We start from the raw sequence: 25,244 nt of genomic DNA, 5'->3' as shown, positions 1-25,244 counted from the left end.
ATCTGCATGAGCCAGCCCATCTATGAAATTCCGGTCACGCCTCCTGGGGCTGCCGGGGGCAGCTGGAGCCTCGGCGATCCCGAGCGTCGTGGTGCCGAACTGACGGAGCACGATGCCGCGCCTGCCGCTCCTGACTCGGCGGAGTTCGATTTCGTCGATGTGACGGATGCCGCGCAGCCGCCGACAACGGTCCTCCCGGTGGACACCAGCGCGGTCGAGACGACCGGGCGCCGCGCCCGTGCCAACCGCACCGGCGACAACGAGGTCTCCGACCTTGACCTGCTGAACGCTCTGGCCGAGGTTCTCGACCTGAACGCCTCCGACCTGCACATCACCGTCGGAGCGCCGCCGAGCATCCGTGTCGATGGCGGCCTGCGGCCGATTGAGGGCGCGAGCAAATGGATGGGTGACAAGGTCACCTCTGCGCTCTACAGCATCCTCTCGGCGAAGCAGCGCACGCAGTTCGAGGAGGAGCTCGAACTCGACTTCGCCTACACGGCCGGCGGCGCGCGCTTTCGCGTGAACTACTACTACCAGCGCAACTCGATCGGCGGGGCGTTCCGTCTGATCCCGCGCGAGATCAAGCCCCTGAAAGACCTCGGCATCCCCGAGACCGTCGGTCAGTTCGCCAAGCTTCCCCGCGGCTTGGTTCTGGTGACCGGGCCCACCGGTTCGGGCAAGTCCACCACCCTGGCGGCACTGATTGACCTGGTCAACCGCACCCGTGCCGACCACATCGTCACGGTCGAAGACCCGATCGAGTTTCTGCACAAGCACCAGAAGTCCCTGGTCAACCAGCGCGAGGTGGGCCACGACACGAAGAGCTTCGCCTCCGCGCTCAAGCATGTGCTGCGCCAGGACCCCGACGTGATTCTGATCGGCGAGCTGCGCGACCTGGAGACCATTTCGGTGGCCCTGACCGCGGCCGAGACCGGCCACCTCGTCTTCGCCACCCTGCACACGCAGTCGGCGGCCCAGACCATCGACCGCGTGATCGACGTGTTCCCGCCGCATCAGCAGGGTCAGGTTCGCGCACAACTGGCCGCCACCCTGCAGGGTGTGGTCTGTCAGACCCTGGTCAAGAAGGTCGGTGGCGGTCGAGTCGTCGCCACCGAGGTTCTGGTCACAACATCCGCGGTCGCTAACCTGATCCGCGAGGGAAAGACCTATCAGGTCGCCTCCGCGATGCAGGCAGGGCGTGCGCTCGGCATGCACACCATGGACCAGCATCTCGCCGAGCTCGTTGATGCGGGTCTCATCACCCGCGCATCTGCAGAGGAGAAGGCGCAGGACCTCGAGGGGCTCAACCAGTTGATCCGTCGCGTGGACCCCACCGAAACCACTGGCCGGGGAATGTCGGCTAGCGGAATCGACTTCGGCGACTCGTACTCATCCAGAGGACACTAAATGGCAATAACTCAGGCTTATGACTACAAGGCGCGCAACGCCGCTGGTAAAGCTGTAAAGGGGCGACTGGACGCAGCCTCTGAGAGTGCCGCGATGGCACGCCTGAGCACCATGGGGCTGTCACCGATCTCGGTCAGCGAGGCCGCGGACGGAACCGGACTCAGTACGGAGATCCGGATTCCCGGGTTCAGTAAGAGTATCGGCCTTAAAGATTTGGCGATCATGAGCCGCCAAATGGCGACGATGACCTCGGCTGGCCTCTCGCTCCTACGAACCCTGAATATTCTCTCCGAGCAGACCGAAAACAAGGAACTCGCCAAGATCTTGGGGAAAATCCGTACCGATGTGGAGACTGGCGTTTCCCTGTCTGAGGCCATGGAGAAGCACTCCATCGTCTTTCCGCCCATCATGATCAACCTGGTCCGGGCAGGTGAGACGGGTGGATTCCTCGAAAAATCGCTCAATTCAGTGGCTGGGAACTTCGAATCCGAGGTGAAGCTGCGCGACACCATCAAGTCAGCCCTGGCCTATCCGACCATTGTGCTCATCATGGCTGTCGTCGCTGTGATCGGCATGCTTACCTTCATCGTTCCGGTCTTCGAGAAGATGTTCGCTGGTTTCGGCGGGCAGCTCCCCGCGCCCACGATGGTATTGGTCGTGCTTTCGAAAGCAATGGTATGGCTGCTACCTGTTCTCATCCTCGTGGCAATTGCGTTCAGTATTTGGTGGAAGAAGAACAAGAACACCGAGCGCGTGCGCAAAGCCGTCGACCCGGTCAAACTCAAACTCCCCGTCTTCGGTCAACTCTTGACGAAGCTCGCAATTGCGCGTTTCAGTCGCAACTTCTCAACGATGATTGGGGCCGGTGTGCCCATCCTCCAGTCGCTGAGCATCGTGGGTGAAACCTCCGGAAATTGGGTCGTCGAGTCTGCCCTGCATAAGGTGCAGGAATCGGTGCGTCAAGGTAAGTCAATCGCGGGACCGCTCAGCCTGGAGCCGGTCTTTCCAGCCATGGTGACCCAGATGATCGCGGTCGGCGAGGACGCCGGCGCCCTGGAACAGATGCTGGGCAAGATCGCCGACTTCTATGACCAGGAAGTCCAAGCGACCGCCGAGCAACTCACTGCGCTGATCGAACCCCTGATGATTGCGTTCATCGGTGTCGTGATCGGCGGGATGATCGTCGCCCTATACATGCCCATGTTTAGCATCTTCGAATACATCAAGTAGCCCCCCGCACTGGGGGCACGATTTTACCCCCTTACCCCTAAACGTGGGATGGTACAAGGTTGCGTGGCCCATAAGCTCAAATCAGGCAAACGCAATCGCCTTTCCCAGCACCCATTCAGAAAAGGACTTCCACATGATCCGCAGCATCTCGGAAGCGCTTGCCCACAAGCGTTCAGAACTTGGCCAGAAGGAAAAGGGCTTCACGCTCATCGAGCTTCTCGTCGTCGTCATCATCATCGGCATCCTGGCCGCGATCGCCATCCCGATCTTCCTCGGCCAGCAGGAGTCGGCCAAGGACGGCGGCGTGAAGTCAGACCTCGCCACCGCGAAGATCGCCATCGTCTCCTACTTCACTGACGGTGCCACGGCCGCACCGACCTTCGACAATGCAACTGCAACGGGCCTCCAGAAGTACGGCTTCAAGAAGAGCGACAACACTCTTGGTGACACCACCTCCTTCATCTGGGTCGGCACGGCGCCCACGAGCGCAGCCACTCCGTTCTGTATCATCGCGAAGAGCACGACAGCCGGTTCCCAAATGTTCAACATTTCCGACCGCGCCGGCGTTGCGAAGGGCTCGACCTGCCCGTAAGCATCACCCGCTAAATGAGAGCAAAGGGGGGCGCCGCTCGACGCGGCGCCCCTTCAGAATTTTCATCCTTTTCCTCAGAACCAACTGGCAGACCGGACCCCAACCGTGATGACATCTCCGGCCTCGCAGACCGCACACGCCGAGGGTGAGCGTGGCTTCGGTCTGATCGAGATCGTTATTTCAATGTTTCTTCTCTCGCTGCTGACAATTGCATTCCTGCCTCTCCTGATCACGGCAATGAAGACCACGGTTCTGAGTTCGACCATTGCTTCCGCGAGTCAATTAGTGAGTCAGCAACTTGACGCGATTCGTGCTGTTGCTCCGAACTGCGCCGCAGTCAGCGCGTTCGATGACGCACCCGTTGCTACCTCGGGTTTGCCCGGAGGCACAGTCTTCCAGCCGTACCGTTTGGTCGGTACTTGTCCCGGGGCATATCCCGGAGTGGTCAGCGTAAAGGCTTGGGTGACTAGGGCAGGCGACGCCAAGGTGATCGCCGATGCAACCACTCTCGTTTACGTCGAGAAAGCAACCCCATGAGGGCCGATCGCTACCGACCGAGGGGTGGCGAGAGCGGTATTAGTCTCATCGAATTGCTGATCTACTCCTTGCTGTCCGTCGCAGTGCTGTTTATCGTTGGCAGCCTGCTGATTACCTCGCTGACCGCGCAGGGCACTGTTCGGAAATCCTCTCAGGCCAGCACTAGCGGCCAATTGGTCTCCAAATCCGTCGCTCAGGGAATCCGAAACGCAAGTTCCATGCAACTCATCGTCCCCGCCGCAGGCATACAACTCCTGAAGGCACGAACCGTTGGCGCTAGTGCCAACCCAGTCTGGCGCTGTCAGGCCTGGTACTTCGGAAACGGCGAAGTGCGCTACACGACTTCAGGAGCGACGATTCCTACGCCGGCCCCTGCAGATGTCGCCACCTGGACACTTCTGGCAACTGGAATTCAGCCGAGCTCCGGAACGAATATCTTCACCCTCACGGGCCGACAGCTCGACCTCGCAATGCAAGTGCGAGACGACGGAGGCAACTCCGTTCTCATCAAGACTTCTGCATTAAGTCGTCAACCTGTGCCCGTTGCTGTGGAGAGTGTGCCGACATGCTTATGAGACGTTTGTCCTTCAGGTCTCGACTGTCATTGCCCGATGAGCAGGGCAGCACTTTATTGGCTGTCATTGGCGTCATGGCTGTTACAGCGATCATCGCTCTCACGGTAACGGCGGCGACGCTGAACGGAATAAGTGCCACGAGCTCCGCGCGCGCGTCAGTCCAATCCCGCGCCGCCGCCGAGGCCGGCATCGACGTTACGATGGTCAGCCTTCAGGTTGCGACAGGCCCAGAAAGCTGCAGTTCACGCAGCGGTCTGTACGACTCCGTAACGGGAACTGTTCCGAAGTATTCCACTAAGGTCCAGATCGACCCGGGATCTGGCTGGGTCACCGGCTGCCCTACCAGCGCTTCCACAAAGGTGAAGATCATCTCAACCGGATTCGCGCAGGCGAATGGGGTCTCGGGTGCATCTTCGGGTGACGACAGCGTGCTCGAAGCGGTCTACACCTACATTCCCGCCCAGATCACAATTCCCACGATCGGCTCCGCGGTCTACGCCCACACCATCTCCGGTGTGCTCAAGAATTTCACCCTCGACTCCGCGGTCAATACCGTTGCGGCTGACGTTCAGATCAAGAACGGGAATGCAATCTGCACGAACGGAGCCAAGATCTCGGGAAATCTGATTCTGGGCAACGGTTATGCGGCACTCGACAACTGCACCGTCTCCGGCACTGTTCACGTTTCCAATTACGTCACGTTGAATGGCGGTGCGAGCCTCGTTCAAGGCGACGTAATCGCTGCCGGTCAGGCAGCTGGACCGGTAACGGGATTTGTCGTCGCTATCGCGAACGGTGCGAAAGTGAACGGGAGCCTGCTTTCCAACGGAAACGTGAGCGTCACGAGCAGCCCTGGTTCCACGGTCAACGGTAATGTCACCGTTGCAGGGACTCCCGCGAGTGTCGCGACGGTTGCGAATAATTCCACCGTCAACGGGTACGTGCAGTCCAGTGGCACAATCGCCAACGACGGCAACATTGTTGGTGCAAAAACGCAGAACGTAACCGGACTTGTTTCGCCCCCCGTGCCCCTTGTGCCCAACTGGAGTGAGATTCCGTATCCGACGCCGTTCTCCTCGACGACCTGGGCAGCGCAGGGATTCCAGGAGCTCGTGTGGAACGGTCCGTGCGTCATCAGCGGCGTCGATCCGTCCTGGACGGCTCTGTCGAATCTCACCGTGCCGACCGTGGTCAATACGCTGGCTAAGTGCGGTGCGGCTGGCCTCTCCACCGACTCGAACGTCAAGACGCTCACGCTTAAGACAAACGTCGCATTCGCGGCCCATCAGTTCAATTTTGGCAAGCTCAACGTTTTATCCAGTGACACGACTGCGCGCCGTCTATGGTTCTACGTCCCGGACCCAAATTCCGCGGACGGCGTGCCGACCTGCGTCGCTCCGGCTGGCAACATCACGATGAGTAATGAGACGGATATTGACGGGTTGGTTTCCGTCATGGCCTATACGCCCTGCAAGTTCTACAGCAACCGCGACGGTTGGCGGGGGCAGATCTACGGAGGTGAGGTGGAGTTCGGGCAACAGGCGAAGCTCACCTTTGTTCCCGTTGGCGTTCCGGGCGTGTCTCTCTCAGGAATACCGTACACGCCACCGGTGCCCGCGCACTTGGGCGTGCGTACGAGCCTGCGTGACCTGGTAACGGGTGGTTAGCCTCTTGGTGGCCGGGACGGGACTTCTTGGTTCCCTGATCGGCTCGTTCTTGAACGTTGTCATTTTCCGCGTTCCCGCTGGCCGATCGATCGTTTCACCCGAGAGCGCCTGCGGCGGGTGTGGGGCACGTATTCGTCCTTGGGATAACGTTCCCGTTTTCTCGTGGCTGGCTCTGCGTGGGCGATGCCGTGATTGCAAGGTGCACATTTCAGCGCGCTATCCGCTTGTTGAGCTCGGAACGGCGGTCTTCTTCGCTGGCGTGGCCGCATGGGTGCTGTCGGGGGTCTCGACAATCTCGATTACCGGGTTCGGCTCGACCACCGGGCTAGCGATGGCCGCGGCACTTGTCACGCTTGTGGCGTTCCTGTATCTGGCGGGCGTGAGCATTTCGCTCGCGATGATCGACCTCGACACCCATACTCTTCCGAACCGTATCGTGCTGCCGGCCTACCCTGTCGCGACCGTTCTGCTGGGCGCGGCGGCGATGATGACTGGTGAGCCAGGTCGAATTCTCGGCGCACTAGTCGGGGGAGCGGCGCTCTTCGGCGTCTACCTGCTGCTCGCTCTGGCTTACCCGGCCGGCATGGGACTCGGCGACGTGAAACTCGCCGGGGTGCTCGGCTTGTATCTGGGATGGCTCGGCTGGGGAGAACTCGCGGTCGGTGGTTTCGCCGCATTCCTATTGGGCGGTTTTTTTGCCCTTGTTCTCGTGATTGCTCGCAAGGCGAACCGCAAGAGCGGCATCCCATTCGGCCCCTGGATGTTGGCGGGAGCCTGGCTCGGGATCTTCTATGGTGAACAGATAGCCAACGGCTATCTCTCACTCATTGGTTTGGCATCATGACACGGTCCTCGAAGGAGACGCAATGACGGCAAACGTCGTAGGAATCGACATCGGCACGGCCGGTCTGAGGGCCGTCGAGGTGAGCGACGCGGGCAGAGACAGCCCTACTCTGGTGCGCTACCACGAGGTCGGGCTGCCGGAGGGGGCAGTCAACCGGGGCGAGGTCGTCGAGCCCAATACTGTGGCGGCGGCGATCAAGGGCCTGTGGTCGTCCGGTGGCTTCAAAAGCAAGAACGTCGTGCTCGGAATGGGCAACCATCGAGTGCTCGCCCGCGACCTGACAGTCCCGAAAATGTCGATCAAACGCATCCGTGAATCACTGCCCTTCCAGGTTCAGGACATGCTTTCCGTGCCGGTGGCCGACGCCCTTCTCGACTTTTACCCGATCTCGGAGGCTGAGGGTGAGAACGGTTCGGAAATCAACGGATTGCTGATCGCCGCAATCAAGGAAGCGGTTCAAAGCAACGTGAGGGCGGTGCAGCTGGCCGGGTTGAATCCGGTTGAAGTGGACCTCATCCCGTTCGCCTTGAGCCGAGTCATCTACCGCGGGGCCAAAACTGAAGACGCTGTGGTGCAGATCGACGTGGGCGTCGCTACGACGACGGTTGTCGTGACCCGGGCGGGCGTGCCACAGTTCGTACGTCTCATCCCGGCAGGTGGTGGTGACCTGACTCAGGCGCTCGTCCTTCGCCTGGGAATCACGGTGGAGGAGGCAGAAGCATTGAAACGAGCGCAGGGCGTGCGCTCCACGTCGGCGTCTGAAAACCAGATGGCGGCCACAATCATTTCTGAGGTGACAACAGAGTTGCTCACGAGCCTTCGCAATACCGTTAATTACTTCGTCAACACGAGACAGAACCTGCCAGTGACCCGGATCGTGCTGACCGGTGGTGGTGCCCAGTTGAGTGGCTTTGCCAAAGCACTGGGTGAAATGACACGGATGCCGGTCTTGTCGGCTGACCCGAGCGCGGCGGTTGCCCTGGGCAAGGGTGTTGATGCGAAAGCGCTACAAGAGACGCGCGGTGCCTTTTCTGTGGCACTGGGCCTCGCGTTGGGTAGCCAGGCATGAGCCGCCGCGCTTCGGTCACCGACGATTTGGTGCTGGGAGCAGAGCCGCGCGTGGACCTTCTTCCTCCCGAAGTGGCCGCAGGACGTCGAGGCAAAGCTATGCGGCGAAACCTCGGTGCCTCTTTCGTTCTCGTGGCCCTTCTAGCTTTGGCGGGCGCGGCCGGCTCTTCATGGCTGGTGATGCAAAGCCAGGACAGCCTGGTCAGCGCCCAGGACCGCACAATCGAACTGCTGGCGGAGCAGTCGAAGTACGTCGAGGCGCGCAACGTTCAGAACGAGGTCGACCTGGCGATCTCAGCACGCCAGCTGGGCGCATCCACCGAGATCGACTGGAAGAAGTACCTCGAGAACGTGCGGGCCATTTTGCCCGCAGACGTGGCCATCGACGCCGTAACGGTGAACTCGGCATCGCCGTTGGCGCTGTATGACCAGGCGACTGTGCCGCTGCAGGGTGCCCGAGTGGCGACACTCACACTCGATCTCACCAGCACAAATCTGCCCGAAGCTCCTGCGTGGCTCACAGGGTTGAAGGATCTGCCCGGCTATGCAGATGGAACTCCGGGCACGATCACACAGACCGATTTGGGTACCTACCAAGTGAATCTGGTCCTGCACATCAACGAGGACGCGTACTCACAGCGCTTCGCCGACGCTGAGGAGAAGTAACTGTGGATCGGAACCGACTCTGGGTGCTCGGAGCAATCGCGCTGATGGGTATCACCGCCCTTCTCGGCTGGATGATTGGTATTTCCCCGAATTTGAAGGCGGCGAGTGGCGCGAACGCGGATCGCCTGATTGTCGAACAACAAAATGCGGATGCCGACGCAAAGCTCGCCGCACTAAAAAAACAATTCGAAGGCATCGGTACGCTCAAGAACGACCTGGCGTCTGTTCGGATGGCCGTCCCCGAGGGCGCGGCGATTCCGGCTTTCCTGAGGCAGCTGGGTACCCTGACCAGTCAAAACGACGTCAGGCTGACGGACTTCTCCGTCGGCGATGCCGAGCGCTATGCGCCCGCGGCGCCGGCTACGTCCGCGGTCATCGAAGCTCCCGTCGCCGAGGAAGAAGTGGCACCCGTCGCTGAGGACGCGGCTGCAGCCGCGACTACTCCCGCCACTGTCGCCGCAGCTCCTACTCTCCCGGCGGCCCCTCCGGGCATCACAGGGGAAAACTTTGTGGCCGTGCCGATCACGGTCTCCATCGAGGGCAGCTACTCCAAGCTTCTGGACTATCTGGACGGCCTCCAGAAGGGCGAGCGACTCGCGCTGGTGACATCGATTGAGACGACGACCGTCTCGCCTGACATCTCGACGGCCAAGATCGCTGCGTACATCTACGTCCTACTCAATCCGGCTTCCGCAGCGCCGACGGACACCGAGTAACCCGACCCGACACATCGCCCCGCCAGGTCACGCCTCCCTCGTCCGGGGGAGTCGCATTGCTAAGATTGCGGCTGAACGTCACGGCCAACCACAAGGAGCGCACCATGAGCGACACAACGTCCCCTGAGGGCAACCGCAACCGTAACAACGACCCGAATCCTGAACCGGTCGACTACGCCGGCCATGAAGAGCGCACGGATGCCCCCGACTACACCGGCACCGGCTCGCACTCCGCTCCGGCCGAGTCCGGCGACGCGCACGAAGCTGCCGCTGAGACACCGGCGCACTACCCGGCCACCCCCGTCGGCGAGCCGATCTCCAATGACACCCCCGCGACTTCCCGCGAGCCCGCGACGCCCACCTACGTGCCCGCCGCCTCCGTGAACATCGCCCCGGTGAACACCACCGCCGAGACCCGGCGCATCGAGCCGGTCGAGAACCCGGCTGCGACCCCATCAGAGGCCCCACCCGCCGAGGCCTATGCCCCCACGAACACCACGGCGCAGCCCCCCGTCTACATCCAGGCGCCGACCGCTCCCCGCTACAAGAGCAACCGCGGCCCCGGCGTGCTGATCGCCCTGCTCTCCACCGTTATCTTCGCCGCCCTCTATGCCGTGGTCGCCTTCGTACTGTCCGGCATCGGCAGCTTGTCCATTGCGGACACGGCCTCAAAGTTCACCGACTTCATCGTGCTGCCCATCTTCTACGTGCCGGTCATCTTCTTCTTCGTCGCGTTCGCCCTGTTGGTGCTGATCGTGAACCGCGGCGGCTGGTGGGCCTACGTGCTCTTCGGCTTCCTGGTGGCCGTGGCCGTCTACTTCTCCTACATCGGTGCGGCGCTGTTGAGCGTGCAGGCCTGGAACTTCACGCCCGACCAGGCGGCGCGCTTCATCAGCCAGCAGTGGCTGAACCCGGGGGCCATCGCCGCTGCGGTCGTCGCCCGCGAGGTGCCGATCTGGGCCGGCGCCTGGATCGCCCGCAACGGCCGTGCCGTCACCGAACGCAACACTGCAGCGAAGGCCGAATACGACCGCGTCCTCGCCGCCGGACCGCAGGGCATCCGCAGCAACTAGTCGTTCGACGCCCGGCGCTCAGCGTGCCGGGCCCCAGCAGGTACGCCACCTAGGAGGAGCGATGCGAAATTACCAGAAGTACGCGACGGTCGTCGCCGTCTTCGCGGCAGTGCTCCTTGCCGCGCTCCTCGTCGCCGCCTTCGGAATGATCAGCCTGCTGACCGACACGGATGTCATCAGTGACCCCGACGCCGGACCTCTCGTCGGCCCGATCATGACCGCCGCCGCCGTGATGCTGGTGTTCACCCTGATGCTGCTGCTCGGGCTGCGCACCAGACCGGAGAACCAGCGGATCGCCGTCGGGTACTCCCTCGGCACCGGGGTCGCCGCGCTTGTCGTCTTCGTTCTGGTGGGCGGGGTGCTCTACGCGCTCGGCACCGGGGTGCCGGCCGACACCGCCGGGCTCCCGGGCGATAGCGTCGGGTTCGCAGCCTCCGTGCTGCTGGGCCCGTTCGCGGTGACCACCGGCATCCTCTCCTTCATCGTCACCCTGCTGTACTCGCTGGTCCTCGCCTCACGGATGCCCGAACGCGGCCCCCCGAAATGGCCGTGGGAGCACGGCGAAGACTGAAACACCGCCGGCCTGAAAGTCGCTGACTGCGGAGCACTCCGATCGGGTACCCTTGACTTTCATGGGCGGTTCCATCGAGTTGCGGGTCAGCCAACAGGTTGACGACTGGCTCAACTGGCTGCCTCGCTGGCGCCCGGGCACGCATCGCGGCCGTTCACGCCTGTGCCGCACCTGCTTCGGGTCGCCGGTCATCGCCGCCGCCGGCCTCGCCACGGATGTCCCGCACGCCGTGCAGCACGCCCTCGCCATGCGCCTGAAGCACCTGATCGACGCCGAGGTCGACGAGTTCACCGAGACGCACCTCCCCCTGCTGTTCCGGGAGATCCGCCTGAACGAGGAGCGCAAGCAGGCCGCGTTGACCTATCGCCCGGCCGAGGGCCTCGACCCGGCCTACACCGGCCTCGACCTCGACCCGCCGGCCATGCCCGACGCCCCCTACCTCTTCACCTTCGCCGAACTCGCCCGGCCCGAGGCATCCGTGGCCCTGCCCGTTGACCCGACTCCCTTGACCGACGAGGAGAAGGCGGCCATCCGCGCCGAGGTCACACGCGCCGACGAACACGCGGCACTGGTCGGCGGTCGGGTCTGCGCCGAACTGTCCCGGCACCGTGAACGGATGCGCAGCGCCGTCACCGAATTCGTCGAACCCTGGGTGCTCGCTCTCCTTGCCGACCTCGACACCGCGCTCGATTCCCCGCTCTGGCCGCGCGGCCCCTGAACAACACCTGAACGAACCCCTCAGGCTGCGTGATCCATTTGACCCCGCGGTCACCGCCGGGATATCCTTTCGAGGTGTGCGCTTTGTCGTGCGCTTGAGTCATGCCACCGCGATCTTGTCGTGCCGCACCTTAGGCGCCTCGATCTGGCACTCACACAGGGTGTGCTCTCCGAGCAGCCCCCACGGCATACCCACTACCGCCCGCGGAACTCATTCCGCGTGTTTCGGTGGGTCCAGATGAACTCGATCGGGCCGGAAACGGAACGATTCGAATGCTAACCATCAATGAGCTGTCACCGTGCAGCAAAAACAAGGAGTAATTAGTGCCCACCATTCAGCAGTTGGTACGAAAGGGCCGCAGCCCCAAGGTCACCAAGACCAAGGCGCCCGCCCTGAAGTCCAACCCCCAGCAGCGCGGCGTCTGCACCCGTGTTTACACGACCACGCCGAAGAAGCCGAACTCGGCCCTCCGCAAGGTCGCCCGCGTCAAGCTGTCGAACGGTACCGAGGTCACCGCCTACATTCCCGGCGAGGGTCACAACCTGCAGGAGCACTCGATGGTGCTCGTCCGCGGTGGTCGTGTGAAGGACCTCCCCGGTGTTCGATACAAGATCGTTCGCGGCGCACTGGACACCCAGGCCGTGAAGAACCGCAAGCAGGCTCGTAGCCGCTACGGCGCCAAGATGGAGAAGAAGTAATGCCTCGTAAAGGCCCAGCGCCCAAGCGTCCCGTTATCGCTGACCCGGTATACGGCGCCCCCATCGTCTCCCAGCTCGTCAACAAGATCCTCCTCGACGGAAAAAAGGGCCTCGCCGAGCGCATCGTTTACGATGCACTCGAAGGCGTCGTTGCCAAGAACGGTGCGGATGCCGTCGTCACCTTGAAGAAGGCACTCGACAACGTGCGCCCGACCCTCGAGGTGCGTTCGCGCCGCGTCGGTGGTTCCACCTACCAGGTGCCCGTCGAGGTCAAGCCGCACCGCGCCAACACCTTGGCTCTGCGCTGGTTGACCAGCTACGCCAAGGCCCGTCGCGAGAAGACGATGACCGAGCGTCTCACCAACGAAATCCTCGACGCATCCAACGGCCTCGGCGCCGCTGTGAAGCGCCGCGAGGACACGCACAAGATGGCCGAGGCGAACAAGGCCTTCGCTCACTACCGCTGGTAGTCGCGTTCCGGAATCCGGGCTTGTCGAGATCAGATCTCGATGGGCCCGGTTACCGGATGCCCTGTTTCGCCCCAAGATCCATAAGCAAACTTCCGGAGGACCCCTGTGGCACTTGACGTGCTCACCGACCTGAGTAAGGTCCGCAACATCGGCATCATGGCTCACATTGATGCTGGCAAGACCACCGTCACTGAGCGCATCCTGTACTACACGGGTGTCAATCACAAGATCGGCGAGACGCACGACGGCGCCTCGACCATGGACTGGATGGCGCAGGAGCAGGAACGTGGCATCACCATCACGTCTGCCGCGACGACCTGTTTCTGGGCCTCAAACCAGATCAACATCATCGACACCCCCGGCCACGTCGACTTCACCGTCGAGGTGGAGCGTTCGCTCCGCGTCCTCGACGGCGCCGTCGCAGTGTTCGACGGCAAGGAGGGCGTTGAGCCCCAGTCGGAGACCGTCTGGCGTCAGGCCGACAAGTACGATGTGCCCCGCATTTGCTTTGTCAACAAGATGGACAAGCTCGGCGCCGACTTCTTCTACACGGTCGACACCATCGTGAAGCGCCTCGGCGCGAAGCCGCTCGTCATCCAGCTGCCCATCGGCGCCGAGAACACCTTCGAAGGTGTTGTCGACCTCGTCGAAATGCGTGCACTGACCTGGCGCGGCGACTCCAAGGGTGACGTCGAGATGGGCTCCAAGTACGCCATCGAGGAGATCCCGGCCGACCTCGCCGAGCAGGCCGCGGAATACCGCAAGCTGCTCCTCGAAACCGTCGCCGAGACCGACGACGACCTCATGGAGAAGTACTTCTCCGGCGAAGAGCTCACCGTCTCCGAGATCAAGCACGCGATTCGCAAGCTGACGGTCTCCAGCGAGATCTACCCGGTCCTCTGCGGTTCCGCGTTCAAGAACCGCGGCGTGCAGCCGATGCTTGACGCAGTCGTCGACTACCTCCCCACCCCGCTCGACGTGCCGGCCATCGAGGCCCACGACGCGCGCGACGAGGAAAAGGTCGTCATGCGTCACCCCGACGCGACGGAGCCGTTCACGGCCCTCGCGTTCAAGGTCGCCGTCCACCCTTTCTTCGGTCGTCTGACCTACGTTCGCGTGTACTCCGGTCACCTTGACTCCGGCGCCCAGGTCGTCAACTCGACCAAGGGCAAGAAGGAGCGCATCGGCAAGATCTTCCAGATGCACGCCAACAAGGAGAACCCGGTGGCCTTCGTGACCGCCGGTCACATCTACGCGGTCATCGGCCTCAAGGACACCACTACAGGCGACACCCTGTGCGACCCGAACGCGCAGGTCGTGCTCGAGTCGATGACGTTCCCTGACCCGGTCATCGAGGTTGCGATCGAGCCGAAGACGAAGCAGGACCAGGAAAAGCTGGGTCTCGCGATCCAGAAACTGGCCGAAGAAGACCCGACCTTCCGCACCGAGCAGAACCAGGAAACTGGTCAGACGGTCATCAAGGGAATGGGTGAACTTCACCTGGACATCCTGGTCGACCGGATGCGACGTGAATTCAACGTCGAAGCCAACGTCGGCAAGCCTCAGGTCGCCTACCGCGAGACCATCCGCAGGGCGGTCGAGCGTCACGACTACACGCACAAGAAGCAGACCGGTGGATCCGGGCAGTTCGCGAAGATTCAGATCGCGATCGAGCCGCTCGAGATCACTGCCGAGAAGAGCTACGAGTTCGTCAACAAGGTCACGGGTGGCCGCATCCCCCGGGAGTACATTCCCTCGGTGGACGCAGGAATCCAGGATGCGCTGCACGTTGGCGTCCTGGCCGGCTACCCGATGGTGGGCGTCAAGGCAAGCCTGCTTGACGGCGCCGCGCACGACGTCGACTCCTCGGAGATGGCGTTCAAGATTGCCGGTTCGATGGGCTTCAAGGAAGCCGTTCGTAAGGCTGACCCTGTTCTGCTCGAGCCGTTGATGGCCGTCGAGGTTCGTACGCCCGAGGAATACATGGGCGACGTCATCGGCGACCTCAACTCGCGTCGTGGACAGATCCAGACCATGGAGGACGCTCAGGGCGTGAAGGTAATTCGCGCCAACGTGCCGCTGTCGGAGATGTTCGGATACATCGGTGACCTGAGGTCGAAGACCTCGGGCCGCGCGGTGTACTCGATGACCTTCGAGAGCTACGCGGAGGTCCCCAGGGCCGTGGCCGAAGAGATCATCCAGAAGAACAAGGGCGAATAGCCTGCGGCCTTCCGGTCTCTCCGGGCCTTCGGGCCCAAATCGCTTCGGCCTCCCGGCCCGAGTAGCATAAGTACACAAATCCAGCAGTTTCACCGGCCGCAAACCAGCGGTCGATGGAGCCATGAGTCCTGAGGAGGACCCACAGTGGCCAAGGCCAAGTTCGAGCGGACCAAGCCGCACGTAAACATCGGAACGATCGGTCACGTTGACCACGGAAAGACCACGCTGACTGCAGCGATCTCCAAGGTCCTTGCCGACACGTACCCGTCCAAGACGAACGTTCAGCGCGACTTTGCGTCGATCGACTCTGCTCCGGAAGAACGCCAGCGCGGCATCACGATCAACATCTCGCACGTTGAGTACGAGACCGAAAAGCGTCACTATGCGCACGTCGACGCACCGGGCCACGCTGACTACATCAAGAACATGATCACCGGTGCTGCTCAGATGGACGGGGCGATCCTTGTGGTTGCCGCGACTGACGGCCCGATGGCTCAGACCCGTGAGCACGTTCTGCTCGCGAAGCAGGTCGGCGTGCCGTCCCTGCTGGTCGCCCTGAACAAGTCCGACATGGTCGACGACGAAGAGATCCTCGAGCTCGTTGAGCTCGAGGTTCGCGAACTCCTCTCCGCCCAGGGCTTCGACGGCGACAACGCTCCCGTCGTGCGCGTTTCCGCACTCAAGGCGCTTGAAGGCGACGAGAAGTGGGTCGGCAACATCCTTGAGCTCATGAAGGCTGTCGACGACTACTTCCCGGAGCCCGTCCGTGACAAGGACAAGCCCTTCCTGATGCCGATCGAGGACGTCTTCACGATCACCGGTCGTGGAACCGTCGTCACCGGCCGCGCCGAGCGTGGAACCCTCAAGATCAACTCCGAGGTCGAGGTTGTCGGCATCCGCCCGACCATCAAGACCACGGTCACGGGTATCGAGATGTTCCACAAGCAGCTCGACGAGGCATGGGCCGGCGAGAACTGTGGCCTTCTTCTTCGTGGCACCAAGCGCGAAGACGTCGAGCGCGGCCAGGTTGTCGTCAAGCCGGGTTCGGTCACGCCGCACACCGACTTCGAGGGCACCGCGTACATCCTGTCCAAGGATGAGGGTGGGCGTCACAACCCGTTCTACGCGAACTACCGCCCGCAGTTCTACTTCCGCACCACGGACGTCACCGGCGTCATCACGCTGCCTGAGGGCACCGAGATGGTCATGCCCGGCGACACCACCGACATGAACGTCGCGCTGATCCAGCCGATCGCCATGGAAGAGGGCCTCGGCTTCGCCATTCGTGAAGGTGGCCGCACCGTCGGCGCCGGAACGGTGACCAAGATCATCAAGTAATTCCCTTCAGAAAAAAGGGGTCGGTCCTTCGGGGCCGGCCCCTTTTTTCGTCCCCGACTTGCGGGGCCGGTTGATCCCGAATCGCCCAGGAACTAGCCTCGTTATGAACCTCAACCGCCCCCGATCGGAGCACCCCGTGAATTTCAACGACATCAGCCGCAAAGCGCAGGAGTTCCTCAAAACAGGGAAGGGCGAGAAGATCGCCGACAAGATCCTCGACGGGGGCGCCGCCGCCGCGAACAAGGTCACCGGCAACAAGCACGCCGACAAGATCAAGGATGCCCGAGCGGCGGCGGACAAACACCTCGGTCGCGGTGACGGTCCGACCGACCGCGACGCTCGAGGCACTGGCCCCGACGCCAGGTAACCGCTGGTCGAGCTCACTTCGGTGGCCGAGCGCACCGTGGCGCGGGTCGTGCGCCGGTTCGCGCATGGCATGCCACCTGCGAACGGGTCCGCGGCTGTCCCGTGGGGACTCCCCACTCTCGCCGGCTGGCCGCCCGAGGTCCTCTCCCTCACCGAACGCACCCGCGGCGGACGCTCGACGCCGGGTATCCGCAAGCATGCATCGGGACTCGACACGCGGGATATCGCCGTGGTGAACGGACTCCTGGTCACCAGCGTCGAACGCACGGTCGTCGACCTCGCCGCCACTCTGGATCTGAAGTCCGCGGTCGCCATGGCCGACCGCTCCATTGCGGTGGATCGCAGGGGGCGCATTCTGCCTCTGACCACCAGAGCCAGGCTGCTTGAGACCTGGGAAGGGTTGCTTCCCTTCCGCGGGTCCGTGCGGGCGCGGGCCGTGATCGACTTCTCTTCGACGCTGTCCGGTTCCCCCAACGAGTCCGGAAGCCGCGTCAACATAGCACTGAACGGATTTCCGGAGCCGGTGCTGCAGCATCCGTTCGTCGTTGAAGGCAAGACCGTCTTCACGGACTTCTACTGGATCGACGAGGACTCGGTGGGGGAGGCCGATGGCAAGGGCAAATACTTCGACCCCTCGATGCGAGGCGGTCGCACCACCGCCGAGGTGGTCGACGACGAGAAACGCCGTGAGGATGGCGTGCGGCGCCAGGTGCACGCGTTCACCCGGTGGGACTTCCCGGTCGGGATGAGTCAGAGCCGGCTGCGCGCTCGACTGCTGCAATTGGGGCTGCTGATCGGGCGCCCGCGACTCCAGTTTCGGTGAGGTGCCGGTGCGCGCGGCGTGAATGGTGGCGGCGACGCGCCCGGGGCGAGAGCCGGCCGAGCCGCGGAACGACGCGGATGTGGCGACACGCCGCCCGCGACACGCCCGGGTTGCACAATGACCCAACCCTGTGGCAGACTCTTCTAGTTCAACACTTTCGACTGCCGCGCTGCACGCGGTGTCGGGATCACTGCCAGGCAGTGCATAGCTTGTGCCGTTCGCCGTAAAAGGCGCCAGGTGCACAGTTAGGCCGCGGGTAGCAGAACATAGCTCAAACCAACAGCCGGGAAAGCTGGGTAAATCCATGCCTTCCCCCACGCGCGAGTGTGGAGAAGCGGGTTGGCTCGGCATGACCGCTCCGCGGCCCTGCCGAAATTGACAGATGAACAGTGGTGCGACAGCAGCAGTGCTACTACGGCGTCCAATGCAGCCCCTCGGGATGTACGAAGCCTTGACAAGAAAGCGAGTTCGACATGGCGGGACAGAAAATCCGCATTCGACTTAAGTCGTATGACCACGAGGTCATCGACATCTCGGCGCGCAAGATCGTCGACACAGTGACCCGCGCGGGTGCGACTGTCGTCGGCCCCGTGCCGCTTCCGACCGAGAAGAACGTGGTGTGTGTCATCCGTTCCCCTCACAAGTACAAGGACAGCCGGGAGCACTTTGAAATGCGCACCCACAAGCGTCTGATCGACATCATTGACCCGACCCCGAAGGCCGTCGACTCGCTTATGCGTCTCGACCTGCCGGCCGACGTCAACATCGAGATCAAGCTCTAGGGCCCGCGATGTCTTACGCAGATACCAAGACCACCAAGGGTCTCCTCGGCAAGAAGCTCGGCATGACGCAGGTGTGGGACGAGAACAACAAGCTCGTTCCCGTCACCGTCATCGAAATCTCGCCCAACGTTGTCACCCAGATCCGCAGCAAGGACATCGACGGTTACGCCGGCGTCCAGATCGCTGCTGGGGCCATCGATCCGCGCAAGGTCAACAAGCCTTCCGCCGGACACTTCGAAAAGGCAGGCGTCACGCCTCGCCGCCACCTCACCGAGCTCCGCACTGCGGATGCCGCTGACTACACCCTGGGCCAGGAACTCACCGTTGACGGTGTGTTCGCTGCCGGTACCAAGGTCGACGTCATGGGCACCAGCAAGGGCAAGGGTTTCGCCGGTGTTATGAAGCGTCACAACTTCAAGGGTGTTTCCTCCTCTCACGGTTCGCACCGCAACCACCGCAAGCCCGGTTCCATCGGTGCTTCCTCGACCCCGAGCCGTGTCTTCAAGGGCATGCGCATGGCCGGTCGTATGGGTGGCGAGCGCGTCACTGTGCTGAACCTCAAGGTTCACGCCGTGGATGCGGAGAAGGGCCTCCTGCTGGTCAAGGGTGCCGTTCCCGGCGCCAAGGGCCGCCTCGTATTCGTCCGCAATGCAGTGAAGGGAGCCTAGTCGTATGACTACCTCACTCGATCTCATCGACGCCAAGGGTAAGAAGGCCGGCTCCGTTGAGTTGCCCGCCGAAATCTTTGACGTCCAGACCAACGTCCCGCTGATCCACCAGGTCGTCGTCGCGCAGCTCGCTGCCGCACGTCAGGGAACTCACAAGACCAAGCGTCGTGGCGAAGTTTCCGGTTCCGGCCGCAAGCCGTTCAAGCAGAAGGGAACCGGTCGCGCTCGTCAGGGCTCGATCCGCGCCCCTCAGATGACCGGTGGTGGAATCGTCCACGGACCGACCCCGCGTAACTACGAACAGCGCACCCCCAAGAAGATGATTGCGGCAGCACTGCGTGGATCCCTTTCTGACCGCGCCCGTGGTGACCGCCTGCACGTCGTGACCGCACTCTTCAGCGCCGAGACGCCCAGCACCAAGGGCGCCATCGAGCTGCTCAGCCAGATCGCCAGCAGCAAGCACGTGCTGGTCGTCCTGGAGCGCACCGACGAACTGACCCTGCGCAGCATCCGCAACCTGCCGACGGTGCACGTTCTGCCGTGGGACCAGCTGAATGCCTATGACGTTCTCGTCAGCGACGACATCGTCTTCACCAAGGGCGCGTTCGACGCGTTCGTGGCGAGCAAGACCAAGAAGGAAGAGGTGTCCGCATAATGGCTACCCCGATCAACAAGGATCCCCGCGACGTCATCATCGCTCCGGTCGTCTCTGAGAAGAGCTATGGCCTGATCGACGAAGGCAAGTACACCTTCATCGTGGACCCGCGCTCGAACAAGACCGAAATCAAGCTCGCGATCGAAAAGATCTTCAAGGTGGAGGTCGCTTCGATCAACACCATGAACCGCATCGGCAAGACGCGTCGCACGAAGTTCGGTCAGGGCAAGCGCAAGGACACCAAGCGTGCCATCGTCACGCTCAAGTCCGGTTCCATTGACATCTTCACGGCCGTCGGCTAAGCGGCGCGGACTAGAGGAATAAGAAATGGCTATTCGTAAGTTCAAGCCCACGACTCCCGGTCGTCGCGGTTCATCTGTTGCAGACTTCGCAGAGATCACCCGCTCCACGCCGGAGAAGTCCCTGCTTCGCCCCCTGTCCAAGACCGGTGGCCGTAACAACCAGGGTCGCATCACCACCCGTCACATTGGTGGTGGACACAAGCGCCAGTACCGTCTGATCGACTTCCGTCGTAACGACAAGGACGGCGTCAACGCCAAGGTTGCTCACATCGAGTACGACCCCAACCGCACGGCGCGCATCGCGCTCCTGCACTTCATGGACGGCTCCAAGCGCTACATCATCGCCCCGAACAAGCTGAACCAGGGCGACATCGTAGAGTCGGGCGCCGGTGCTGACATCAAGCCCGGCAACAACCTGCCGCTAAAGAACATCCCGACCGGTACCATCATCCACGCGGTCGAACTGCGTCCGGGCGGTGGCGCCAAGATGGCCCGCTCCGCCGGATCATCCGTTCGCCTCGTTGCGAAGGATGGCATCTACGCCCAGCTGCGCCTGCCGTCCGGAGAAATCCGCAACGTCGACGCCCGCTGCCGCGCCACGATCGGCGAGGTCGGTAACGCCGAGCAGTCGAACATCAACTGGGGCAAGGCCGGCCGGATGCGCTGGAAAGGCGTTCGCCCGACCGTTCGTGGTGTTGCCATGAACCCGGTCGACCACCCGCACGGTGGTGGTGAGGGTAAGACGTCCGGTGGACGTCACCCCGTCAGCCCTTGGGGCCAGAAAGAAGGGCGTACCCGCCACCCGAACAAGGAAAGCGACAAGCTCATCGTTCGTCGCCGTACCGTCGGCAAGAAGCGTAAGTAGGAGTAGACGATGCCACGCAGTCTCAAGAAAGGCCCGTTCGTTGACGACCACCTGCTTCGCAAGGTTGTCAAGGCGAACGAAGCCAGCAGCAAGAACGTAATCAAGACCTGGTCGCGCCGTTCGATGATCATCCCCGGCATGCTCGGGCACACCATCGCCGTGCACGACGGGCGCAAGCACATCCCGGTGTTCGTCACCGAGAGCATGGTCGGGCATAAGCTCGGCGAGTTTGCGCCCACCCGCACCTTCCGTGGACACGTGAAGGACGACAAGAAGGGCCGTCGCCGCTAACGCGGGGACGTGAAGGAGGATAAGAAATGGTGGAGTCGATCGCACGCGTGCGTCACATCCGCGTTACCCCCCAGAAGGCTCGTCGCGTTGTCAACCTGATCCGCGGCAAGCAGGCCCTCGAGGCCCTGGGAATTCTGAAGTTTGCGCCGCAGGGCGCGAGCGACCCGGTGTACAAGCTGGTTGCCTCGGCAATCGCCAACGCGCGAGTCAAGGCTGATGCAGCCAACACCTTCCTCGACGAGCAGGACCTGTTCGTCAGCCAGGCGTTCGTTGATGAGGGTACGACCCTCAAGCGTTTCCAGGCCCGTGCACAGGGTCGCGCATTCCAGATCAAGAAGCGCACGAGCCACATCACGGTTGTGCTCGCCACTCCTGAGGAGGGTACGAAGTAATGGGTCAGAAAGTAAACCCCTATGGCTTCCGTCTGGGAATCACGACCGACCACGTGTCGCGTTGGTTCTCTGACAGCACGAAGCCGGGCCAGCGTTACAGCGACTTCGTCGCTGAAGACGTCAAGATCCGCCGCCTGTTGAGCACCAGTCTCGACCGCGCCGGCGTTTCCCGCATCGAGATCGAGCGCACTCGTGACCGCGTTCGCGTCGACATCCACACCGCCCGCCCGGGCATTGTGATCGGTCGCCGCGGCGCGGAGGCCGAGCGCATTCGCTCCGACCTCGAAAAGCTCACCGCCAAGCAGATCCAGCTGAACATCCTCGAGGTGAAGAACCCCGAGGTCGACGCTCAGCTGGTCGCTCAGGGCATCGCCGAGCAGCTCTCCGCTCGCGTGGCATTCCGCCGCGCGATGCGTAAGGGCCTGCAGGGTGCCCAGCGCGCCGGTGCCAAGGGTGTTCGCATCCAGGTCTCCGGTCGCCTGGGTGGCGCCGAGATGAGCCGTTCGGAGTTCTACCGCGAAGGCCGTGTGCCCCTGCACACTCTGCGCGCGAACATCGACTACGGGTTCTACGAAGCCAAGACCACCTTCGGCCGCATCGGCGTGAAGGTCTGGATCTACAAGGGCGACATCACCAACAAGGAACTCGCTCGCGAGCAGGCCAACGCTAAGTCGACCCGCCCCGAGCGTCGTGACGACCGACCGCGTCGTGCGCCCCGCGCAGAGGCAGCGGCACCGGTTGCAGCAGGAGTTGAGGCATAACCATGTTGATTCCACGCAGAGTCAAGCACCGCAAGCAGCACCACCCGGGCCGTACCGGCCACGCAACCGGTGGTACCGAGCTGTCGTTCGGTGAGTATGGCATCCAGGCCCTCACGCCCGCCTATGTGACCAACCGTCAGATCGAGTCCGCTCGTATCGCGATCACCCGTCACATGAAGCGCGGCGGCAAGGTCTGGATCAACATCTACCCGGACCGACCGCTCACCAAGAAGCCGGCCGAAACCCGCATGGGTTCCGGTAAGGGTTCCGTCGAGTGGTGGGTTGCCAACGTCAAGCCCGGTCGCGTGCTTTTCGAACTCAGCGGTGTCACCGACATCGTCGCAAAGGAAGCGCTGACCCGCGCTATCCACAAACTGCCCTTGAAGGCACGCATCATCAAGCGCGAGGAGGGCGACGCATAATGGCGATCGGATCCAAGGAGCTCGCCTCAGTCGAGCTCGACACTTTTGAAAACGAGCGGTTGTTCGATGAGCTGAAGAAGGCGAAGGAAGAACTCTTCAACCTTCGCTTCCAGTCGGCCACCGGCCAGCTCGAGAGCCACGGCCGCCTCCGCGCGGTCAAGCGCGACATCGCTCGCATCTACACGGTGCTCCGTGAGCGCGAGTTGGGCATTCGTCCGACTCCCGCACCAGTCGAGGCTCCGGCCAAGGCTGAGAAGAAGACCAAGAAGGCCAAGCCGGCAGTGAAGTCCGTTGACGACTCCGCTGCGGCCGACGCCGCCCAGACGAAGGAGGCCTAGTCATGGCGAAGACTGACGAAAAGGTCGTCGCTGCCGAGGCTGAGGCTCTCGTTCGCGGCTACCGCAAGACGCTGCGTGGTTACGTGACCAGCGACAAGATGGACAAGACCATCGTTGTCGAGGTCGAAGACCGCGTGAAGCACCCCCTGTACGGCAAGGTCATCCGCCGTACGTCCAAGCTGAAGGCTCACGACGAGGCGAACATCGCCGGCGTCGGCGACCTGGTCCTGATCAGTGAGACCCGTCCGCTCAGCGCCTCCAAGCGCTGGCGCCTGGTCGAGATCCTCGAGAAGGCCAAGTAGGCCTCGCGCTTACTTGATAGAAGGGTATAAAAAGTGCTTCAGCAAGAATCACGACTCAAGGTTGCCGACAACACGGGTGCCAAGGAGCTGTTGACCATTCGCGTGCTCGGCGGTTCCGGCCGTCGCTACGCAGGCCTCGGCGACACGATCGTCGCCACCGTCAAGGACGCGATCCCGGGCGGCAACGTCAAGAAGGGCGACGTCGTCAAGGCCGTCGTCGTTCGCGTCAAAAAGCAGACCCGTCGTTCAGACGGTTCGTACATCAAGTTCGATGAGAACGCCGCAGTGATTTTGAAGAACGAAGGTGACCCCCGCGGCACCCGAATCTTCGGACCGGTCGGTCGCGAGCTTCGCGACAAGAAGTTCATGAAGATCATCTCGCTGGCACCGGAGGTTATCTAAATCATGGCCAGACTCAAAAAGGGTGACCTCGTAGAGGTCATCACCGGCCGCACCCAGGCCCGCGGCGGAGACCGTGGCAAGCAGGGCAAGGTCATTGCCGTCCTGGTGGAGAAGAACAGGGTCCTCGTTGAGGGCATCAACTTCGTCACCAAGCACGTTCGCGTGGGCCAGACCCAGCGCGGCACCAAGACCGGCGGCATCGAAACCATGGAGGCGCCGATTCACGTGTCCAACGTGGCCCTCGTCGACCCGGAGACCAAGAAGCCGACTCGCGTCGGTTTCCGCCTCGAAGAAGTAACGAAGGACGGCGTCACCAAGACGGTCCGCATCCGTTACGCCAAGAAGTCAGGGAAGGACCTCTGATGACCGACACTTCAGTTGCAGCAGCAGAAGCGCCCGTTGAGGCCGTCCTGCCGCGTCTCAAGCAGAAGTACCGCGATGAGATCATGGCCCAGCTCAGCAAGGACCTCGGCTTCACCAACGTTCACCAGATTCCGAACCTGGTCAAGATCGTTGTGAACATGGGTGTCGGCGAAGCAGCACGCGACGGCAAGATCATGGATGGCGCCGTCGCCGACCTCACCAAGATCACCGGTCAGAAGCCGCAGGTCACCAAGGCCCGTAAGTCGATCGCGCAGTTCAAACTGCGTGAAGGTCAGCCCATCGGCACGCACGTCACACTTCGTGGCGACCGCATGTGGGAGTTCCTCGACCGGCTCCTGAGCCTGGCGCTTCCGCGCATCCGCGACTTCCGCGGTCTGAGCGACAAGCAGTTCGATGGCAGCGGTAACTACACCTTCGGTCTCACCGAGCAGGTCATGTTCCACGAGATCGACCAGGACCGGATCGACCGTATCCGCGGTATGGATATCACGGTTGTGACGACGGCCAAGAACAACGAAGAAGGCCGCGCGCTGCTCAAGGCGCTGGGCTTCCCGTTCAAGACGGCCGAAAACACCAAGTAAAGTAGCTCTTTGGCTCTTGTAGTACACACCCGGGGCTGGACAACCGTCCAGCCCCACCACGACCAAGGTCGTCACCCGTGTAACGGATGAACGAAACCAGGCGAGAAAGGCACCACAAATGACAATGACAGATCCGGTCGCAGACATGCTGACCAGACTGCGCAACGCTAACTCGGCGTTCCACGACACCGTGTCCATGCCGCACAGCAAGCTCAAAGCGAACATCGCAGACATTCTCAAGGCCCAGGGTTACATCTCGGCTTGGGATGTCAAGGATGCAGTGGTCGGCAAGACCCTCACGCTCAACCTCAAGTTCGGTCCGAACCGCGAGCGTTCCATCGTCGGCATCAAGCGGGTTTCCAAGCCCGGCCTGCGCGTGTACGCAAAGTCGACCGAAATCCCCACCGTTCTCGGTGGTCTCGGCGTTGCCATCCTGTCCACCTCCAGCGGTCTGCTCACCGACCGCCAGGCTGAGAAGAAGGGCGTAGGCGGAGAAGTTCTCGCCTACGTGTGGTAGCCG

At 62.4% G+C, this 25,244-nt stretch carries 34 protein-coding genes; all 34 read left to right on the top strand.

Features of this window, described 5'->3' with window-relative positions; genetic code table 11:
* The first annotated feature begins 6 nt into the window (after positions 1 to 6).
* The 34 genes from E3O18_RS10050 to rpsH all read left to right on the top strand — a co-directional run bounded on the left by E3O18_RS10050 (position 7) and on the right by rpsH (position 25,241).
* Entirely contained in the window at positions 7 to 1,407 is a 1,401-nt protein-coding gene (locus E3O18_RS10050) for a type IV pilus twitching motility protein PilT (protein WP_134418014.1), read from the top strand.
* Positions 1,408 to 2,637: a type II secretion system F family protein gene (locus E3O18_RS10045; protein ID WP_134418013.1), complete on the top strand. Its 1,230-nt coding sequence runs from the start codon at positions 1,408 to 1,410 to the stop codon at positions 2,635 to 2,637.
* Between the two features lie 133 nt (positions 2,638 to 2,770).
* Complete coding sequence (locus tag E3O18_RS16800) at positions 2,771 to 3,229, top strand: prepilin-type N-terminal cleavage/methylation domain-containing protein (protein ID WP_134418012.1); 459 nt, start codon at positions 2,771 to 2,773, stop codon at positions 3,227 to 3,229.
* A 105-nt stretch (positions 3,230 to 3,334) separates the two neighbouring features.
* Positions 3,335 to 3,766 carry a type II secretion system GspH family protein gene (locus E3O18_RS10035; protein ID WP_134418010.1) on the top strand — a complete coding sequence of 144 codons (432 nt, stop codon included), beginning with the start codon at positions 3,335 to 3,337 and terminating at the stop codon, positions 3,764 to 3,766.
* 53 nt (positions 3,767 to 3,819) lie between these two features.
* Positions 3,820 to 4,341, top strand: a complete 522-nt coding sequence (locus tag E3O18_RS10030; protein ID WP_134418009.1) for a hypothetical protein — start codon at positions 3,820 to 3,822, stop codon at positions 4,339 to 4,341.
* Between the two features lie 29 nt (positions 4,342 to 4,370).
* Positions 4,371 to 6,008: a hypothetical protein gene (locus E3O18_RS10025; protein WP_134418008.1), complete on the top strand. Its 1,638-nt coding sequence runs from the start codon at positions 4,371 to 4,373 to the stop codon at positions 6,006 to 6,008.
* Positions 6,001 to 6,852, top strand: a complete 852-nt coding sequence (locus E3O18_RS10020) for an A24 family peptidase (protein WP_134418007.1) — start codon at positions 6,001 to 6,003, stop codon at positions 6,850 to 6,852. The genes E3O18_RS10025 and E3O18_RS10020 overlap by 8 nt, the downstream gene beginning before the upstream one ends.
* Positions 6,853 to 6,874: 22 nt before the next feature.
* Entirely contained in the window at positions 6,875 to 7,921 is a 1,047-nt protein-coding gene (pilM, locus tag E3O18_RS10015; protein ID WP_134418006.1) for a type IV pilus assembly protein PilM, read from the top strand.
* Complete coding sequence (locus E3O18_RS10010) at positions 7,918 to 8,586, top strand: hypothetical protein (RefSeq protein WP_134418004.1); 669 nt, start codon at positions 7,918 to 7,920, stop codon at positions 8,584 to 8,586. Before pilM ends, E3O18_RS10010 begins: the two co-directional genes overlap by 4 nt.
* Before the next feature lie 44 nt (positions 8,587 to 8,630).
* Positions 8,631 to 9,302, top strand: coding sequence for a hypothetical protein (locus E3O18_RS10005; RefSeq protein ID WP_134418003.1), 672 nt, complete (start codon positions 8,631 to 8,633; stop codon positions 9,300 to 9,302).
* Between the two features lie 104 nt (positions 9,303 to 9,406).
* Positions 9,407 to 10,375 carry a hypothetical protein gene (locus tag E3O18_RS10000; RefSeq protein WP_134418002.1) on the top strand — a complete coding sequence of 323 codons (969 nt, stop codon included), beginning with the start codon at positions 9,407 to 9,409 and terminating at the stop codon, positions 10,373 to 10,375.
* Positions 10,376 to 10,436: 61 nt separating this feature from the next.
* On the top strand, positions 10,437 to 10,946 hold the full coding sequence (locus tag E3O18_RS09995; RefSeq protein WP_134418001.1) for a DUF6121 family protein: 510 nt from the start codon (positions 10,437 to 10,439) through the stop codon (positions 10,944 to 10,946).
* A gap of 61 nt (positions 10,947 to 11,007) precedes the next feature.
* Positions 11,008 to 11,664 (top strand): spermidine/putrescine ABC transporter substrate-binding protein, encoded by a 657-nt coding sequence (locus tag E3O18_RS09990; protein WP_134418000.1) that lies wholly within the window; start codon positions 11,008 to 11,010, stop codon positions 11,662 to 11,664.
* A gap of 323 nt (positions 11,665 to 11,987) precedes the next feature.
* Positions 11,988 to 12,362, top strand: a complete 375-nt coding sequence (gene rpsL / locus E3O18_RS09985; protein ID WP_055811472.1) for a 30S ribosomal protein S12 — start codon at positions 11,988 to 11,990, stop codon at positions 12,360 to 12,362.
* Positions 12,362 to 12,832 (top strand): 30S ribosomal protein S7, encoded by a 471-nt coding sequence (gene rpsG, locus E3O18_RS09980; protein WP_066597688.1) that lies wholly within the window; start codon positions 12,362 to 12,364, stop codon positions 12,830 to 12,832. The genes rpsL and rpsG overlap by 1 nt, the downstream gene beginning before the upstream one ends.
* Before the next feature lie 105 nt (positions 12,833 to 12,937).
* Positions 12,938 to 15,052, top strand: a complete 2,115-nt coding sequence (gene fusA / locus E3O18_RS09975) for an elongation factor G (RefSeq protein ID WP_134397975.1) — start codon at positions 12,938 to 12,940, stop codon at positions 15,050 to 15,052.
* A 144-nt stretch (positions 15,053 to 15,196) separates the two neighbouring features.
* Positions 15,197 to 16,390, top strand: a complete 1,194-nt coding sequence (gene tuf, locus E3O18_RS09970) for an elongation factor Tu (protein WP_104171753.1) — start codon at positions 15,197 to 15,199, stop codon at positions 16,388 to 16,390.
* A 136-nt stretch (positions 16,391 to 16,526) separates the two neighbouring features.
* Positions 16,527 to 16,757, top strand: coding sequence for an Rv0909 family putative TA system antitoxin (locus tag E3O18_RS09965; protein WP_241973355.1), 231 nt, complete (start codon positions 16,527 to 16,529; stop codon positions 16,755 to 16,757).
* A gap of 21 nt (positions 16,758 to 16,778) precedes the next feature.
* A complete protein-coding gene (locus E3O18_RS09960) occupies positions 16,779 to 17,579 on the top strand; it encodes a hypothetical protein (protein WP_134417999.1) in 801 nt (266 codons plus the stop codon).
* Positions 17,580 to 18,052: 473 nt separating this feature from the next.
* Complete coding sequence (gene rpsJ / locus E3O18_RS09955; RefSeq protein ID WP_035834607.1) at positions 18,053 to 18,361, top strand: 30S ribosomal protein S10; 309 nt, start codon at positions 18,053 to 18,055, stop codon at positions 18,359 to 18,361.
* 8 nt (positions 18,362 to 18,369) lie between these two features.
* Complete coding sequence (gene rplC, locus E3O18_RS09950) at positions 18,370 to 19,029, top strand: 50S ribosomal protein L3 (protein WP_134363320.1); 660 nt, start codon at positions 18,370 to 18,372, stop codon at positions 19,027 to 19,029.
* Positions 19,030 to 19,033: 4 nt separating this feature from the next.
* Positions 19,034 to 19,684 carry a 50S ribosomal protein L4 gene (rplD, locus tag E3O18_RS09945; protein ID WP_104100969.1) on the top strand — a complete coding sequence of 217 codons (651 nt, stop codon included), beginning with the start codon at positions 19,034 to 19,036 and terminating at the stop codon, positions 19,682 to 19,684.
* Complete coding sequence (gene rplW / locus E3O18_RS09940) at positions 19,684 to 19,986, top strand: 50S ribosomal protein L23 (protein ID WP_104100968.1); 303 nt, start codon at positions 19,684 to 19,686, stop codon at positions 19,984 to 19,986. The genes rplD and rplW overlap by 1 nt, the downstream gene beginning before the upstream one ends.
* 25 nt (positions 19,987 to 20,011) lie before the next feature.
* Positions 20,012 to 20,851, top strand: coding sequence for a 50S ribosomal protein L2 (rplB, locus tag E3O18_RS09935; RefSeq protein ID WP_104100967.1), 840 nt, complete (start codon positions 20,012 to 20,014; stop codon positions 20,849 to 20,851).
* Positions 20,852 to 20,860: 9 nt separating this feature from the next.
* Positions 20,861 to 21,142: a 30S ribosomal protein S19 gene (gene rpsS, locus E3O18_RS09930; RefSeq protein ID WP_104100966.1), complete on the top strand. Its 282-nt coding sequence runs from the start codon at positions 20,861 to 20,863 to the stop codon at positions 21,140 to 21,142.
* A gap of 26 nt (positions 21,143 to 21,168) precedes the next feature.
* Complete coding sequence (rplV, locus tag E3O18_RS09925) at positions 21,169 to 21,534, top strand: 50S ribosomal protein L22 (RefSeq protein ID WP_134395131.1); 366 nt, start codon at positions 21,169 to 21,171, stop codon at positions 21,532 to 21,534.
* Positions 21,534 to 22,295: a 30S ribosomal protein S3 gene (gene rpsC / locus E3O18_RS09920; RefSeq protein ID WP_104100964.1), complete on the top strand. Its 762-nt coding sequence runs from the start codon at positions 21,534 to 21,536 to the stop codon at positions 22,293 to 22,295. Before rplV ends, rpsC begins: the two co-directional genes overlap by 1 nt.
* A gap of 2 nt (positions 22,296 to 22,297) precedes the next feature.
* Positions 22,298 to 22,717, top strand: coding sequence for a 50S ribosomal protein L16 (rplP, locus tag E3O18_RS09915; protein ID WP_104100963.1), 420 nt, complete (start codon positions 22,298 to 22,300; stop codon positions 22,715 to 22,717).
* On the top strand, positions 22,717 to 23,055 hold the full coding sequence (gene rpmC, locus E3O18_RS16795; RefSeq protein ID WP_134395130.1) for a 50S ribosomal protein L29: 339 nt from the start codon (positions 22,717 to 22,719) through the stop codon (positions 23,053 to 23,055). The genes rplP and rpmC overlap by 1 nt, the downstream gene beginning before the upstream one ends.
* 2 nt (positions 23,056 to 23,057) lie before the next feature.
* Positions 23,058 to 23,357, top strand: a complete 300-nt coding sequence (gene rpsQ, locus E3O18_RS09905) for a 30S ribosomal protein S17 (RefSeq protein WP_104100961.1) — start codon at positions 23,058 to 23,060, stop codon at positions 23,355 to 23,357.
* Between the two features lie 33 nt (positions 23,358 to 23,390).
* Positions 23,391 to 23,759 (top strand): 50S ribosomal protein L14, encoded by a 369-nt coding sequence (gene rplN / locus E3O18_RS09900; RefSeq protein WP_104100960.1) that lies wholly within the window; start codon positions 23,391 to 23,393, stop codon positions 23,757 to 23,759.
* Positions 23,760 to 23,762: 3 nt separating this feature from the next.
* The gene (gene rplX / locus E3O18_RS09895) at positions 23,763 to 24,122 is read left to right on the top strand and encodes a 50S ribosomal protein L24 (RefSeq protein ID WP_134369268.1); all 360 of its coding nucleotides are present in this window, start codon (positions 23,763 to 23,765) and stop codon (positions 24,120 to 24,122) included.
* Positions 24,122 to 24,724: a 50S ribosomal protein L5 gene (gene rplE / locus E3O18_RS09890; RefSeq protein WP_134395129.1), complete on the top strand. Its 603-nt coding sequence runs from the start codon at positions 24,122 to 24,124 to the stop codon at positions 24,722 to 24,724. The genes rplX and rplE overlap by 1 nt, the downstream gene beginning before the upstream one ends.
* Positions 24,725 to 24,842: 118 nt before the next feature.
* Complete coding sequence (gene rpsH / locus E3O18_RS09885) at positions 24,843 to 25,241, top strand: 30S ribosomal protein S8 (RefSeq protein ID WP_104100957.1); 399 nt, start codon at positions 24,843 to 24,845, stop codon at positions 25,239 to 25,241.
* The last annotated feature ends 3 nt before the right edge of the window (positions 25,242 to 25,244 follow it).

It is taken from the genome of Cryobacterium sp. TMT2-42-4 (genome assembly GCF_004402645.1).
GTDB lineage: Bacteria > Actinomycetota > Actinomycetes > Actinomycetales > Microbacteriaceae > Cryobacterium > Cryobacterium sandaracinum.
This window is presented reverse-complemented; position numbering and strand designations above follow the sequence as displayed.

Coding starts and splice junctions, on each gene's coding strand:
- rplP (WP_104100963.1), top strand. CDS start 22,298: ATGTTGATTCCACGCAGAGTCAAGCACCGCAAGCAGCACCACCCGGGC.
- rplW (WP_104100968.1), top strand. CDS start 19,684: ATGGCTACCCCGATCAACAAGGATCCCCGCGACGTCATCATCGCTCCG.
- rpsJ (WP_035834607.1), top strand. CDS start 18,053: ATGGCGGGACAGAAAATCCGCATTCGACTTAAGTCGTATGACCACGAG.
- rpsS (WP_104100966.1), top strand. CDS start 20,861: ATGCCACGCAGTCTCAAGAAAGGCCCGTTCGTTGACGACCACCTGCTT.
- rpsQ (WP_104100961.1), top strand. CDS start 23,058: ATGGCGAAGACTGACGAAAAGGTCGTCGCTGCCGAGGCTGAGGCTCTC.
- rplC (WP_134363320.1), top strand. CDS start 18,370: ATGTCTTACGCAGATACCAAGACCACCAAGGGTCTCCTCGGCAAGAAG.
- E3O18_RS10050 (WP_134418014.1), top strand. CDS start 7: ATGAGCCAGCCCATCTATGAAATTCCGGTCACGCCTCCTGGGGCTGCC.
- rpsC (WP_104100964.1), top strand. CDS start 21,534: ATGGGTCAGAAAGTAAACCCCTATGGCTTCCGTCTGGGAATCACGACC.
- E3O18_RS09995 (WP_134418001.1), top strand. CDS start 10,437: ATGCGAAATTACCAGAAGTACGCGACGGTCGTCGCCGTCTTCGCGGCA.
- rpsH (WP_104100957.1), top strand. CDS start 24,843: ATGACAATGACAGATCCGGTCGCAGACATGCTGACCAGACTGCGCAAC.
- E3O18_RS10005 (WP_134418003.1), top strand. CDS start 8,631: ATGGGTATCACCGCCCTTCTCGGCTGGATGATTGGTATTTCCCCGAAT.
- rplE (WP_134395129.1), top strand. CDS start 24,122: ATGACCGACACTTCAGTTGCAGCAGCAGAAGCGCCCGTTGAGGCCGTC.
- rplV (WP_134395131.1), top strand. CDS start 21,169: ATGGTGGAGTCGATCGCACGCGTGCGTCACATCCGCGTTACCCCCCAG.
- E3O18_RS10045 (WP_134418013.1), top strand. CDS start 1,408: ATGGCAATAACTCAGGCTTATGACTACAAGGCGCGCAACGCCGCTGGT.
- rplX (WP_134369268.1), top strand. CDS start 23,763: ATGGCCAGACTCAAAAAGGGTGACCTCGTAGAGGTCATCACCGGCCGC.
- E3O18_RS09990 (WP_134418000.1), top strand. CDS start 11,008: ATGGGCGGTTCCATCGAGTTGCGGGTCAGCCAACAGGTTGACGACTGG.
- rplB (WP_104100967.1), top strand. CDS start 20,012: ATGGCTATTCGTAAGTTCAAGCCCACGACTCCCGGTCGTCGCGGTTCA.
- rpsG (WP_066597688.1), top strand. CDS start 12,362: ATGCCTCGTAAAGGCCCAGCGCCCAAGCGTCCCGTTATCGCTGACCCG.
- E3O18_RS10010 (WP_134418004.1), top strand. CDS start 7,918: ATGAGCCGCCGCGCTTCGGTCACCGACGATTTGGTGCTGGGAGCAGAG.
- E3O18_RS10000 (WP_134418002.1), top strand. CDS start 9,407: ATGAGCGACACAACGTCCCCTGAGGGCAACCGCAACCGTAACAACGAC.
- pilM (WP_134418006.1), top strand. CDS start 6,875: ATGACGGCAAACGTCGTAGGAATCGACATCGGCACGGCCGGTCTGAGG.
- rpmC (WP_134395130.1), top strand. CDS start 22,717: ATGGCGATCGGATCCAAGGAGCTCGCCTCAGTCGAGCTCGACACTTTT.
- rplD (WP_104100969.1), top strand. CDS start 19,034: ATGACTACCTCACTCGATCTCATCGACGCCAAGGGTAAGAAGGCCGGC.
- E3O18_RS16800 (WP_134418012.1), top strand. CDS start 2,771: ATGATCCGCAGCATCTCGGAAGCGCTTGCCCACAAGCGTTCAGAACTT.